Source organism: Peribacillus sp. FSL E2-0159 (assembly GCF_038643155.1).
Lineage (GTDB): Bacteria > Bacillota > Bacilli > Bacillales > DSM-1321 > Peribacillus > Peribacillus simplex.
In genome coordinates this window covers 2032700-2045457 of sequence record NZ_CP152053.1, presented here as the reverse complement: position 1 = coordinate 2045457, position 12758 = coordinate 2032700, and the positions used below count along the sequence as shown (strand labels likewise).

Here is a 12758-nt window from a genome sequence, read left to right as displayed (position 1 = left end):
AGCTTCAATCAAGGATTCCGTATTTTTGATAATGATTGGATTTTATGTGATCTCTCGTGCACTTTGGTCTTTCCAAGACTCACAAAAAATAAATACGCCAGAATTATCTTCTGAAGAATATCATAGGTAATAAACACTTCATCTTCACGTGAAGGAGTTTCCTCCCCCTACAGATTCTGAAGCAGAAGTTCCTCTTAATTTGAGTTTGCTTGAAGTACCGCTTTAATTGTAATAGCTGACATTGAACATTCTCCCTTATTTTCTTATGCAGACGCTAGTTTTCCCTCTCAAGATTTTACGCAGTTCCCTATTATATTGTATGTTTAGCAAGGTTTTTTTCATCTCATTTAATTTTCACAAAAAAAGCAAAAGGAACTTCAATTATTAAAGGTGAAAATGATAAAAATTGTGTTTGACAAATCGTTCAAAAAATATTATCTTTAATTTAAGATAAATTAATTCGAGATAAAATCTCTTATTTTTTTGATATAAATCTCGAATCAAAGATATCTAAATTCAAAATATAATTCCAGGAGGAATCATAAATGATTGGTATAGGTTTATTAGTTATTCGAGTAGTAATCGGGTTATCGTTTGTTGGACATGGAGCTCAAAAATTATTTGGTTGGTTTGGCGGTCATGGCTTGAAAGGTACTGGAGGCTGGTTTGATTCGATTGGCATGAAGCCAGGAGTTACCATGGCCCTATTTGCCGGTCTATCAGAGCTAATTGGCGGAGCTTTATTTGCTTTAGGTCTCCTTACACCCTTTGCAGGTATATTAATTGCACTTACAATGCTTGTTGCGATCGTTAAAGTCCATGGAGCAAATGGCTACTGGGCAACTCAAAACGGTTATGAATATAATCTTGCCATTCTTGCAGTTGCTATTGGCGTTGCGATAACCGGAGCTGGCCCATACTCACTTGATTCCTTTCTTTTTTAAGGAAATCGCTTGGGCTTGCTAATCCCTGCATTATGAAAAACACGGAGTTGGATAAAACCACTCCGTGTTTTTTCTTTTTCCCCATTGCTCAGAAATTTTTATATTGGTTATCAAAGCTTAAAACTCGAGTAATGGATATTTCAATTATAGTGTTGAGGAAATAGGAACATAGGTTGTCCCATATTTAAATTAGATGGTTTCAATATTGAAATACAAACTACTTGTACATCACTGTTGAACGGTAATTTTCACAAATGAGTCGGAATAATGCCATTAAATTATAGAATACTTTCGAAACCTTTTCATTCCGTTGCTCCTCTTCCATATTGATGCAGATTTTCACAGGACTAGTGCCTAAATAAAAGAAAAAATGAAATTCCGGATCGAAAACAAAAGTTCCTAATTTGAACTAACATGACTAAAAACTAAAACTCAAAATCAGGAAAAAAAGTGTACAGTAATAATGAGATTGATTATAACCTAATGTTCTTTTATCTCCGTAGTGTCCTCACTGAATCAAAAAACCGCTATTTTTATAGAACTAATTATATATATTCCCTCAGAGACAGTTAAAGTGCTACTATCCCCTCCTGGAGAAAATAGAAATCAATGGTACTTTAATTTGTTCCTATGGCTTTCAGTATACAAACGATAGATACATAGACTCTAGTAAAAAAAAGATCATACCTAGATAAACAATATTAATCCCCGAGTGATGACATAATCATTTACTCTTTCCTAAACATACTTCGATTAATAATTTTTAACACTTGAAAACAGGAAAATCCAGTAATAAAAAGAAAAAGGGGGGCAAAATAAAAATAAATGAAGTTTTTATAATTTATAGCAGTATTTTTATTTTCTTTTAGTCTTGCTGCAGTAGGATTTGCCAAGGAAAATGGTTCAAGCGTTAGCGAAGAAACACTGACACCAGTAGAGTTGGATTATCTTGTAAATGAAGTCGGCAATACTCAAGAAGAATCCGAGGATTTACCTGTTGAAGTTTCAAGACGATTAATTGAAGAGGAGGCTCAAGTTATAAATTCTGGATCGGAATTTATGGTTATATATGATCCAGAAGTTACTAAACCAGCGCAAATCAGTACTTTTGCATCTATCGCTTCAACAACTTTAAAACTAGGGGGAACTGTATATAAAGTAAAAAGTGATCGTTCAAAAGAAGAGAAATTTTATATATACGGTAACTTTCATTGGCTAAAAACACCTTCATATACTTTAGTGGATAAAATGACAATTGGTTTCCCTTCAAGTTCAGGACTGTATCTGCCAACTAGTGGAGGGAAAGTAAAACAACACCAGCACAGATATTCTCAAGATCAACAAGGAAATGGGCGTTGGATAGATTATGCAATCAAGTATTCTCCAAGTAATTGGGAACCAAGTGCTGGTGTTGCTGGTTCATATGATATCAGGGCTGGGGAACCATGAGGCAAATCATTATTAATTTCATTTTCATTCTAGTAATATCAATAATCTTATTTTTTATCTTTAGCTATGATGCATCTTTAGATGAACATTTTATATTGTCTCTTTTACTTATCATTACTCTGCAAATATCTTTGATATTAGCTATTCTGTTAAAAAGAAGATAACACCAGAAAAGCAGCCATTAATGGTTGCTCTTCTGATGTAAGGGCTTTCCTATGTTGTTCCTCTAATGACTGTGACCTGGAAGAGCGGTGTCCTCCTTACTTTTCCAAGCGTTCCGTAAAGAAAGTCCCTTTTCTCACCAAAATTCCCAAATGTATCTGCCGTTGGACTTAATTGCTGGTCAATGAAAATTCGTAATTCTTTCCCTTTTTTTTATTTTCCGAAACAGCTTAGAAATAGAATGCTCAGTTATTCATTCTTTTAAGGATTTAATTTGAAATTCACTTAATAGATTGTCATTCAAATAAATGACTTTCCATTAACATAAAAAAAAAACGGATAAGGAACACTTTTATATGTCTACCTTATCCGGGGTTTTATGAAAACCATTATGCATTTTTTATTTCACTAATATATGAACGTCTATTTAATCAATCCCCGGAAACCATCCTGGAGAGTGGATGATCGCTTGCCATAATTGGTCTGGAATATCAAGTTGCTGCTGATTATCTTTGTTTATTTTTGTCACGATTTCAGCTTCCCTGCCTTGTTCCACTTTTTGTACCCATTCCGGATCGATTATGATTTCACGGCCTAATGCGATTAACGGAACCCCCGATTGCAGTGCTTTGATCGCATCATCCGCTGTATAGATGGAACCAACACCAATTAAGGGAACTTGATCTCCGATACGTTCTTTAATAATCTCTATCCGAGGTCGGTCAACCTCGGCTCCCCGTCTTGCTTTCGACCAGAAATCCATTAATGAAACATGAAGATAATCCAGATCCTTTGTTACAAGTCCATCAATTAATGCAAGTGTATCCTCCATGGTGATTCCTGGTGTTTCCTGTTCCTCCGGTGAAAAACGATATCCTACGATGAACGGATCCTTGGCATGTTCAGCAACAGCCTTTTTCACTTCCTCCACAACCGCTAATGGAAAAGTCAGGCGCTTTTCAAGGGAGCCTCCCCACTTGTCTTCACGACGGTTTGAATGAGGCGAAAAGAATTGCTGTAGCAAGTAACCATTTGCACCGTGAATCTCGACACCGTCAAATCCCGCTTCAATGGCACGTCGGGTGGTTTCACCAAAGTCGAGAATAATCGATTCTATTTCCTTTTCAGATAGTGGGCGCGGAACTGCTTTCCCTTCTCCTTCCGATGGAATATTGCTTGCACTGACAACATCGCCATTTGGTATTAATTCCGGTGGAACCTCACGGCCGCCATGAAAAATCTGAAGAATTGCCTTTGCACCTTTCGCTTTAATCGCTGATGCCAAACGACTTAGACTAGGTATCAATTCATCCTGATCTCCGCCAAATTCCCCATGAAAACCTTTGCCATTATCCGTCACGTAAGTACATGCCGTTATAACCATCCCAACCCCGCTTGACCGACGTTCATAATAGTTAACTTCAGCGTCAGTTACAGTCCCGTCAGGATTAGAAGAGAAATTTGTCATAGGCGCCATCACCAATCGATTTTTCACTTCTAATTTCTTTCCTAAATTGAACGATTCAAATAATGGTGTATAGTTAGAATTCATTTAGTAATCCTCCATTTAGTTACCCACCATGTTGGTTGGTATAAGTCCTTAATTCACAATACACATGCGCATATTATGATAATAATCATGCATGTTTTGTGATTAATGCCGAAATGGCTTCTTTTGGCTGGAAGCCAATAGCTTGATCTACCTTTTCTCCATCTTTGAATAAAATTAGAGCTGGAATTCCCATCACTCCATATTCGCTTGTCGTATCTGAATTTTCATCCACATTAAGTTTTACGATCTTAACCCGATCACCCATTTCCACGTCTATTTCATTAAGCACTGGGGCAATCATTTTACACGGACCGCACCACGGTGCCCAAAAATCAACCAATACTAAACCTTCCTTGATTTCATTAGCAAAATTATCATCTGTTACATGTTCTATTGTCATGATCATTTCCTCCTTGTATTATCCGAAATATTTATGGTCTTTACTCATCATCTATTTAAATCAATTTTTGCGATTCTATTTCCCGGCATAAAAAATTCAGATTTCCTCGCATTTATTTTTGGATGGATTTTGATGGATTCCAATTTACCGGATAACTCCATAAACCATGTTTCATCTTTAGAAAGTAACGCCAAATCAATTAAGGCCAAAAGATGAGTTTCATTACTGATTTCAAGATCTGGCAATTTTTCGGTCCATTTACTCGGAATCCAAATCGATTTCCCAACAGCTTTTTCATTGTCACTTTCCACCACATTCACTTTAACGATTTCTCGATCATCACTTACGGTTTCAATGAAACCATGGATAAGTTCCCCATCTCTTGATTTTCCCTGTACCCAATCCCCATTTATGAACTGATTATTTTCAACCATTTCCTTAACACCCCTTATATGTTCATTTGATATTCAAACTATAGTTATTAACTGTAATAATAAAATATACATTTAGTACAAAGAAAAAACTAAATCAATATTATGGACATTGTTTAATTTTTTCCAAAAAAGTGCTTAGAGTTATATCTTCTAAATATTTTTCAAAATATAATTCAGCTTCATCGAATATTTGATCCATGACTACCTGGGTATTGGAAGATATGACACATTTTTTCTCAGGATCACCTGTACACCACTTTGGTTTCAAGGTTCCATGTGAGACCGCTATATAAATATCCGCCAGACTTACCTCTTCAGGGTTACAGTCTAGAATATAGCCTCCGCCCACACCTTCTTTTGTCTTAACAAATCCCTTTTTTCTTAAGCAGCTCATCATTTTCCGAATCCTTGCCGAGTTTGTACAAACGTTTTCTGCGATAGACTCACTGCTTGCCATATGATCTGGTAAATAAGCTAAATAGACCAAACTATGCACAGCTATTGTAAAATCACTATTCACTTTATGCATCCTCCTCAAGGAGATTACTGTAATATTAATATTTACAGTTGATAATGTCAACTCAAAAAACTCAACAGGTTCCTCAACTTTGTTGATTACATTATTATTGCAATGAATTCCCCACTTTACTCTTTTAATATTGCCGAAGTTAAAGACAAAAAGACTCGGTGTAAAAACTATTGAATAACCTAAACCTTAATTATAGATAAACTAAATTCACAATTAATGACAACGATTCAATCATTCTTTTTTCATCTTTAGATTTTACTGAAAAAAATTTTGATTCTTTTAATATTAAGACATATATGGTTTATAACGGTGCGAATGATGAATATAGATCCTTTATGAAATTAATTTGGGCATCAGAAATAAAACCATCCTATATAAATACAAAAAAGCACTCGACCAATTCAGGTTATGTGCAATAAAATAAAAAACACACGATTACTCGGATGCTAACTTTAATCAATTTTATATATTCACTGACTCTTTATTGGTTAAGTGCTTTAATAAAAAGATTAATAGAAAAGATTTTTATTTTTTACATTTACATTTGGATTTCCATTTGAATTTAGATTCCCATTTGTTGTCTTTAAATTTACATTTGTGTTCAAATTTATGTTCACATTTAGGAAACCACATCGAACAAGTATCCTCAAAGCATTTTTTTACAAAATCATTTATCATTCTAACACCCTCCTTAATACTGTATATGCATCTTTTGATAGAAGGTGTGGACAAGTATTGTTTTCTGTTTGCGTGTTTACTTTCCAAATAAAAAAGCCCTCACATAGAATGAGGACTTACCTTTCACACTAATAATTTATTAACTATGAGTTCTTTATAAATTTCTTCAATCAGTAAATAATGTTATGCTTTTATCTATAAATTCAAAAACAAAAACCACCTTTACTGAACCATTCATTCAGAAAAAGTGGTTTAAGAAACAAAAATGAAAGATAAACCAAAATTTTATATAAAATCGGTGGAAAGTTCAGTATAAACGGATCAACCATATCGATATTATATAAAATTTTGCATCCAATCTTCCAAGAACATTGATATATCAAGGTTTCATGCTATCTTATTTTGTTTGTTGTTTATTCATGGCGCTCATCATTTGATTAATTTTCTTTTGGGATGGTTTCATACCCATTTGCATCATCATCATTTTCAACATTTGTTCGTTAATTGGCGGATTTTTCTTTAAGTAATCCATCATGTATTTACGAGCGATGAAAAATCCCAGCACTACTCCAGCAATCAATGCCAGTACGCCAACTAGAATGTAAACCCACATACTATTTCCTCCTTCGTGTTGTCTAACATCAGTGTACTAGACCAAAGGTTATTATACAATACCCGCTACCGAAAAGTCCCCCATTTAGACAAATTTTCTTTCTTTTATCGGTTTTAACCAACCGTATTTTTCATGTTCAAAATCAATGGCCAGAAAACTCGCTTCATATTTTCGAATACTTTCAAAGAAGGCCGTCTCCGCTTCATAGTCTCCTTCAGCTTTAAGAGTAATGGACTCATTCTGAATAATTAAATCTGCTTTACTTGATCCGTTTGTTTTTTCTAAATAGTATTTTCCATTTTGAGCCCAATAATTCATCTTTTTTTGCAAACGTTGTTCAATTGCTAACTGCAACTGGATAATCGGGACTGTTTTGGTGACATATTCGATTTGTTTTTGCAAAATACTCTTCAGTCTGCCCCTTGCTTGAATATACTCCAAAAACAAATTGAAAAATAGCTTTTCTCTTCCATAATAATGATGGGCAAATTCATCTTCGATTAAATAAATCTGATAGGTTCTCATCAGCCAATGCCTCCTAGCTTTCCTATTTTAGTCAAGAAAACATCTAACCACCAGGACCATCTCCACTATTTTCCACTATTGATAACTTTCCCCTTTAACTGACACATTTAAACGAATTTTATTTATTCTCATTATATATTGACAAACTAAAAAGATATGTTGTTTACTGGAGAAATTTTCTTCTTTTTTTGTCGAATGGAAGATTTCCTTTAGAATAGAGCACATTCAATATAAAATAAGATTGTTTTTGTAAAAAAACTGACACCAAGTTAGTTGGTGTCAGTTCCACATTACTATTATTTAATCATTTCCTTAACACGAGCAACTACATTATCTACAGTGAAACCGAATTCCTCCATGATCTTACCGCCTGGTGCAGAAGCTCCAAAATGATTGATGGCCAATATTTCACCCTCATCACCTGCATAACGATCCCAACCAAACGGTGAAGCCACTTCGATAGCTAGACGTTTTTTCACTGCCGGATTGATTACGCTTTGTTTATATTCTTTAGATTGAGTTTCAAATCGATCCCATGATGGCATGCTGATTACCGAAACATCAATTCCTTCGTTTGCTAAAGCTTTCTGTGCTTCCACAGCCAAGTTCACTTCTGAACCAGTCGCAAGAAGTAATGCATCGGCTACTTCTTTCTTAGAAGCAGAGATGATGTAAGCCCCTTTTGAAACACCTTCATACGCAGTTTCGGAAGTGTCTTTTATTGTTGGCAAACCTTGACGAGTCAGTACAAGAGCAGTTGGTTTATTTGTAGACTCCATAGCCACTTTCCAAGCTGCTGCCGTTTCATTGCCATCAGCCGGACGGATTACCCCTAGGTTAGGCATTGCGCGCAATGATGCTAATTGTTCAATTGGCTCATGAGTCGGGCCGTCTTCCCCTACAGCTATGCTGTCATGAGTGAAAACATAGTTTACTGGCAATCCCATTAGTGCTGCCATTCTTATGGCAGGACGTAGATAATCAGAGAATACGAAGAATGTTCCTCCGTATACTTTTAGTCCACCATGAAGTGCCATTCCATTTAAAGCCGCACCCATAGCGAATTCACGTACACCGAACCATATATTACGGCCACTGTAATTACCAGGTAATAGATCAGTCTCACCTTTGATGGCAGTATTATTAGATCCGGCTAAATCCGCAGAACCCCCAATGAAGCTAGGAACCCTTTTGGCAATCGCATTCAGTACTTCCCCACTTGATGCACGGGACGCTAATGTCTTACCTTCTTCATAGACCGGAATTTCCTGATCCCATTCAGCAGGCAGTTCACCTTTGATGGCAAGCTCCAATTGCTGTGCTAACTCAGGATGTGCTTCTTTGTAATTTTTGAACAATTCATTCCAAGCTGCTTCCTTTTGAGCGCCTGCATCAACAACAGCTTCATTGAAGTGTGAATACACTTCTTCAGGAACATGGAAGTCCTCTTCGAATGTCCATTTATATGCTTCTTTTGTCAATTTCAGCTCATCTGCACCAAGCGGAGCGCCGTGAACAGCAGATTTACCTGAACGATTTGGTGAACCGTAACCAATAACCGTTTTCACTTCGATTAATGTTGGGCGTGCATCTTCGGTTTTCGCTTCTTCAATCGCTTTAGCAATTTCCTGAAGGTCGTTCCCATCCTCAACGCGGATATATTGCCATCCATAAGATTTGAACCGGTCTGCCACGCTTTCACTAAATGACTGACTTAAGTCGCCGTCAAGGGAAATATCGTTAGAATCATATAAAACAACAAGTCTTCCTAGTTGTAGATGTCCAGCTAATGAAGCTGCTTCTGCAGAAACGCCTTCCATTAAATCTCCATCTCCACAAATGCTATATGTATAATGATCGACCACTTTATAAGAATCGCGGTTATAGCTTTCTGCCAAGTGACGTTCTGCCATTGCCATTCCGACCGCCATTGCGATACCTTGTCCAAGCGGCCCGGTAGTTGCATCTACACCAGCCGTATGTCCGTATTCAGGATGTCCTGGAGTTTTACTGCCCCATTGACGGAAGCCTTTCAAATCATCGATAGATAAGCCATAGCCCGATAAATGAAGAAGGCTGTATAACAGCATAGACCCATGACCAGCTGAAAGAACAAAGCGGTCTCTATTAAACCAATCTGGATTTTTCGGGTTATGGTTCATATAATCGGTCCATAGTTTATACGCCATCGGCGCTGCACCCATTGGCATACCTGGATGGCCAGAATTAGCCTTTTCAATTGCATCAATTGATAATGTACGAATCGTATTAATAGAAAGTGCATCTAATTTATCTAACATATCGTAAAAACATCCCTTCCTGTAATGTACCTCTTTATATTATAGTGACAAGCATAATATCACAACTAAAATCACCATTTACTGCCCGAATATTACAATTTTCTAGAAATAAAAGAAGTCCCCTATTTAGATTAAACTAAATAGGAGAATACATACATGAATGCATTCTCTTTTCATTCCTAAATGCTAATAGAATCCTTAAATGGAATGTTCCATCAGAAGAATCCAAGAATTAATGTAAATTTCTTTTTTCTTTTATATTTTTTATCTTTTGAGGAGTGACGTCATTACCTTCTGGATCCACGACTTTCACATGCTCCAACGTATCAGTCATGGACTTTCTGAATGTTTCCAAATACTCACTTCTCAATTGAGTTTGCTCTTTCGCCTCAGCTTCCGTCAAACCTTCAGCCTTTGCCTTTTTAGAAAGTTCATTAATACGGGCTATTTTTTCTTTTGATAACATAATTTCGCTCCTTCATAATCTGCGGATATTGTCATGGTATTAAAAAAATAGCGAAATTACAAGTTCTATGATTTACTTTCCTTTGTATTCATTTGATGTTCGAGAAAACGCCTGTTCACAGTAGCCTTAGATACATTGTATCCAAAGCCCCTTAAAGTGGCTGCGATTTCTGAGAATGTCAATCCATTGGCCCGAAGTTTAATAATTTCTTCAATAGGAATTTCCATACGGTCCCTTCCAGTGGAATTCCTTTGATTCTGAAGATTTTTTTGAGGTCGGTACCCTTTTTCAACGGCTCTTATCATCCCGCGCTTTATTTTAAGATTATGTAGTTTCCTTTGATATTCTTCTACAATACCGACTATCTGGATGACCATGGCATCCGAATCCGATAACTCAAGCTCCCCATCGTGTGAGAGTGTATAAATTTTCACATCTTCTTTAAGTATGACATGGAAAAGGGCTATTTTGGCATTCCCTCTTCCCAGTCTTGTTTCGTCCTGGATTAATAGTACTTCAGCTTCTTTGGTTTTAAATAGTTCGAGCATGTCAAAAATGCCATCCCGATTCAACTCATAACCACTTGCCTGTTCTTTTATTATGGAAACAACTTCCACATCCATCTTTTCTGCCAATTTGACTAATTCATCTTCCTGCCTTGCCAATGATGTTTCCTGTGACTCTTTTTCTGTGCTGACCCTACAATAGATTACCGCCTTCATAATACCCTACCTTCACTACTTACTGCTCACTGGCCAAATTCTGGACAAGTTCCTCATCTTTAACCGGTATGACGATGACTTGACCAGGTTTAATCGAATCCGCCCTGACTCCATTATGCTCTTCTATCCAACCAATGAATTCTTTTTTTGTCAAATTTGCTTCTTCATATTCTTCAGCAATTCCCCAAAGGGTGTCACCTTCACTTACTTCTATAGAAAGGAAATCTTTTTTTTGATCATTGTTCAATGTACAAGAGAATAAAACTGAAAAGATGAATACTGATCCCGCTAATAGAATCGTATAAATATAATTTTTGTATAATTTTTTCATAATTATTTTCCCTCCAAAGCGAATGTTCGTTCGTATGTTATGATCGAATTATAATACGAACGTTTGTTTCAGTCAACAACAAAATTCGAACTTATGTTTGTATAGAGTTGGGGGCCATGCTATAATGTAGCAAAGAACATTGGGGAAGAGGTGCACAAATGACTAAACTATCAAAACGGCAGCAAGATATTCTTGATTTCATTAAAGAAGAGGTCCGACAAAAAGGGTATCCACCTTCCGTACGGGAGATTGGTGAAGCAGTGGGACTTGCATCAAGTTCAACAGTACACGGACATTTATCCCGCCTGGAAAGTAAAGGCCTGATTAGACGTGACCCAACCAAGCCAAGGGCCATTGAAATAATGAATTCCGAGGAAGCGAACAATATTCCCAAAGTTAATGTCGTGAACGTGCCGTTACTTGGAAAAGTAACAGCGGGCATGCCTATAACGGCCATTGAGAACATAGAAGAATACTTTCCGCTTCCTGAAAGCATGGTTCCACATGATGACCATGTATTCATGCTGGAAATCATGGGTGAAAGTATGATCGAAGCAGGAATTCATGATGGAGATTATGTCATCGTGAAACAACAAAGCAGTGCCAATAATGGAGATATCGTCGTGGCCATGACTGAAGATGATGAAGCCACTGTAAAACGATTCTTTAAGGAACCGGATTACATAAGGCTTCAGCCTGAAAACTCAAATATGGAACCAATTATTTTACGAGATGTTTCGATACTTGGAAAAGTAATAGGCTTATATAGACAAATACACTAAAAGCGCTAACCGCGCTTTTTTTTTGTTTGTTTAATTTATGTCCCAGATTCTCTCAATATGCATATGGAAGAGTAGATTTTGAGATATTTTTAATAGAATCAATTTTTCATGGGAATATTAACATCCTTTATATCGGATGAAAGGATATTATTGACTGTCTTGATATATGTACTTTCGAAAGAAACCTATTTCAACTAAAAAAGGAGAGCGGTAAATTACCGCTCCCAGTTAAATTTCATTTTACTCTAAACTTTGGTTCACTTTTATAAGGTTTAGATCGACCAAGCCATTCCACTGCTGAATCTGTACTTGTGTTGAACCATATGCCTTTGCAAGCCCAGAGACTGAATCCCCCTTTTTGACAATATGATAAACCTCTTCGATGTTTGCGTCATATTTAGTTAAATCGCTTGTTTCGATTAGGTTTACCAGTTTTTCTATATATTTCGGGTCCGAGGCGTAACCCGCATCGAATATTGCTTTGAGTGCTTTTTTGTAATCTTTTTCTCCAATTACAGCTGTATATAGACTTCTATTCCACGAAGTCCCCATTTCATATAGATTGGCAAGATCTCTAAGACTTTCTTCCAGTTGGGTATTTTCTGAATTTGTTCCATACTTGAACGGGCACACCGTTGACATATTCCATTGTTTGAATAATGACAGACTCTCCCTTAAAGTCACCTTTTGTACCAAATATATTTTTTCCTTGATTTGCTAACAAGCTTGTCCCATATCCACTCTCCAAACAAGCTTGTGCAATGACAACAGAAGGTAAAATTTTAAATTCCTTTTGAATTTTCTGGGCATAAGGAGCAATTTCCTTAATAAACGTTTCCTTGCTCATAAGAACTCCCCATTATTAGAAACA

Annotated in this window: 14 protein-coding genes and 1 pseudogene; 3 read left to right on the top strand and 12 right to left on the bottom strand. The window is 36.5% G+C overall.

Annotation, left to right across the window (positions count from 1 at the left end; translation table 11 throughout):
- Positions 1 to 545: 545 nt before the first annotated feature.
- Both NYE63_RS10120 and NYE63_RS10115 read left to right on the top strand, forming a co-directional pair.
- Entirely contained in the window at positions 546 to 944 is a 399-nt protein-coding gene (locus tag NYE63_RS10120) for a DoxX family protein (protein WP_063234657.1), read from the top strand.
- Positions 945 to 1883: 939 nt separating this feature from the next.
- Positions 1884 to 2393 (top strand): hypothetical protein, encoded by a 510-nt coding sequence (locus NYE63_RS10115; protein ID WP_342605018.1) that lies wholly within the window; start codon positions 1884 to 1886, stop codon positions 2391 to 2393.
- A gap of 589 nt (positions 2394 to 2982) precedes the next feature.
- Here NYE63_RS10115 and NYE63_RS10110 read toward each other — a convergent pair.
- The 10 genes from NYE63_RS10110 to NYE63_RS10065 form a co-directional block, all read right to left on the bottom strand.
- Positions 2983 to 4107: an NADH-dependent flavin oxidoreductase gene (locus tag NYE63_RS10110; protein WP_342605017.1), complete on the bottom strand. Its 1125-nt coding sequence runs from the start codon at positions 4105 to 4107 to the stop codon at positions 2983 to 2985.
- 85 nt (positions 4108 to 4192) lie between these two features.
- Positions 4193 to 4507 carry a thioredoxin gene (gene trxA / locus NYE63_RS10105; RefSeq protein ID WP_063234654.1) on the bottom strand — a complete coding sequence of 105 codons (315 nt, stop codon included), beginning with the start codon at positions 4505 to 4507 and terminating at the stop codon, positions 4193 to 4195.
- Positions 4508 to 4554: 47 nt separating this feature from the next.
- Positions 4555 to 4941: an IDEAL domain-containing protein gene (locus NYE63_RS10100; RefSeq protein ID WP_342605016.1), complete on the bottom strand. Its 387-nt coding sequence runs from the start codon at positions 4939 to 4941 to the stop codon at positions 4555 to 4557.
- A gap of 100 nt (positions 4942 to 5041) precedes the next feature.
- Positions 5042 to 5461, bottom strand: a complete 420-nt coding sequence (locus tag NYE63_RS10095; protein WP_063234652.1) for an Rrf2 family transcriptional regulator — start codon at positions 5459 to 5461, stop codon at positions 5042 to 5044.
- A gap of 1084 nt (positions 5462 to 6545) precedes the next feature.
- Positions 6546 to 6761 carry a YneF family protein gene (locus NYE63_RS10090; RefSeq protein ID WP_034312934.1) on the bottom strand — a complete coding sequence of 72 codons (216 nt, stop codon included), beginning with the start codon at positions 6759 to 6761 and terminating at the stop codon, positions 6546 to 6548.
- 84 nt (positions 6762 to 6845) lie between these two features.
- Entirely contained in the window at positions 6846 to 7286 is a 441-nt protein-coding gene (sirA, locus tag NYE63_RS10085) for a sporulation inhibitor of replication protein SirA (RefSeq protein WP_342605015.1), read from the bottom strand.
- A 296-nt stretch (positions 7287 to 7582) separates the two neighbouring features.
- A complete protein-coding gene (gene tkt / locus NYE63_RS10080; protein ID WP_342605014.1) occupies positions 7583 to 9586 on the bottom strand; it encodes a transketolase in 2004 nt (667 codons plus the stop codon).
- 232 nt (positions 9587 to 9818) lie between these two features.
- Complete coding sequence (locus NYE63_RS10075) at positions 9819 to 10052, bottom strand: DUF896 domain-containing protein (protein WP_063234649.1); 234 nt, start codon at positions 10050 to 10052, stop codon at positions 9819 to 9821.
- Positions 10053 to 10117: 65 nt separating this feature from the next.
- Positions 10118 to 10774, bottom strand: coding sequence for a recombinase family protein (locus tag NYE63_RS10070; protein ID WP_144479593.1), 657 nt, complete (start codon positions 10772 to 10774; stop codon positions 10118 to 10120).
- Between the two features lie 19 nt (positions 10775 to 10793).
- Positions 10794 to 11105, bottom strand: coding sequence for a LysM peptidoglycan-binding domain-containing protein (locus NYE63_RS10065; protein WP_342605013.1), 312 nt, complete (start codon positions 11103 to 11105; stop codon positions 10794 to 10796).
- 158 nt (positions 11106 to 11263) lie between these two features.
- On the opposite strand from NYE63_RS10065, the gene lexA reads away from it, so the two are divergent.
- Positions 11264 to 11887, top strand: coding sequence for a transcriptional repressor LexA (gene lexA, locus NYE63_RS10060; RefSeq protein ID WP_342605012.1), 624 nt, complete (start codon positions 11264 to 11266; stop codon positions 11885 to 11887).
- Between the two features lie 240 nt (positions 11888 to 12127).
- Here lexA and NYE63_RS10055 read toward each other — a convergent pair whose 3' ends face one another.
- Positions 12128 to 12253, bottom strand: a complete 126-nt coding sequence (locus NYE63_RS10055) for a LysM domain-containing protein (protein ID WP_342605724.1) — start codon at positions 12251 to 12253, stop codon at positions 12128 to 12130.
- 99 nt (positions 12254 to 12352) lie between these two features.
- Positions 12353 to 12734 (bottom strand): annotated as a pseudogene (locus NYE63_RS10050) (glucosaminidase domain-containing protein); the annotation flags it as partial.
- Between the last annotated feature and the right edge of the window lie 24 nt (positions 12735 to 12758).

Excerpts from the sequence above, each read along its gene's own strand:
- trxA (WP_063234654.1), bottom strand. The coding sequence starts at position 4,507 with ATGACAATAGAACATGTAACAGATGATAATTTTGCTAATGAAATCAAG.
- sirA (WP_342605015.1), bottom strand. The coding sequence starts at position 7,286 with ATGAGAACCTATCAGATTTATTTAATCGAAGATGAATTTGCCCATCAT.
- tkt (WP_342605014.1), bottom strand. The coding sequence starts at position 9,586 with ATGTTAGATAAATTAGATGCACTTTCTATTAATACGATTCGTACATTA.
- NYE63_RS10120 (WP_063234657.1), top strand. The coding sequence starts at position 546 with ATGATTGGTATAGGTTTATTAGTTATTCGAGTAGTAATCGGGTTATCG.
- NYE63_RS10075 (WP_063234649.1), bottom strand. The coding sequence starts at position 10,052 with ATGTTATCAAAAGAAAAAATAGCCCGTATTAATGAACTTTCTAAAAAG.
- NYE63_RS10110 (WP_342605017.1), bottom strand. The coding sequence starts at position 4,107 with ATGAATTCTAACTATACACCATTATTTGAATCGTTCAATTTAGGAAAG.
- NYE63_RS10065 (WP_342605013.1), bottom strand. The coding sequence starts at position 11,105 with ATGAAAAAATTATACAAAAATTATATTTATACGATTCTATTAGCGGGA.
- NYE63_RS10070 (WP_144479593.1), bottom strand. The coding sequence starts at position 10,774 with ATGAAGGCGGTAATCTATTGTAGGGTCAGCACAGAAAAAGAGTCACAG.
- lexA (WP_342605012.1), top strand. The coding sequence starts at position 11,264 with ATGACTAAACTATCAAAACGGCAGCAAGATATTCTTGATTTCATTAAA.
- NYE63_RS10090 (WP_034312934.1), bottom strand. The coding sequence starts at position 6,761 with ATGTGGGTTTACATTCTAGTTGGCGTACTGGCATTGATTGCTGGAGTA.
- NYE63_RS10100 (WP_342605016.1), bottom strand. The coding sequence starts at position 4,941 with ATGGTTGAAAATAATCAGTTCATAAATGGGGATTGGGTACAGGGAAAA.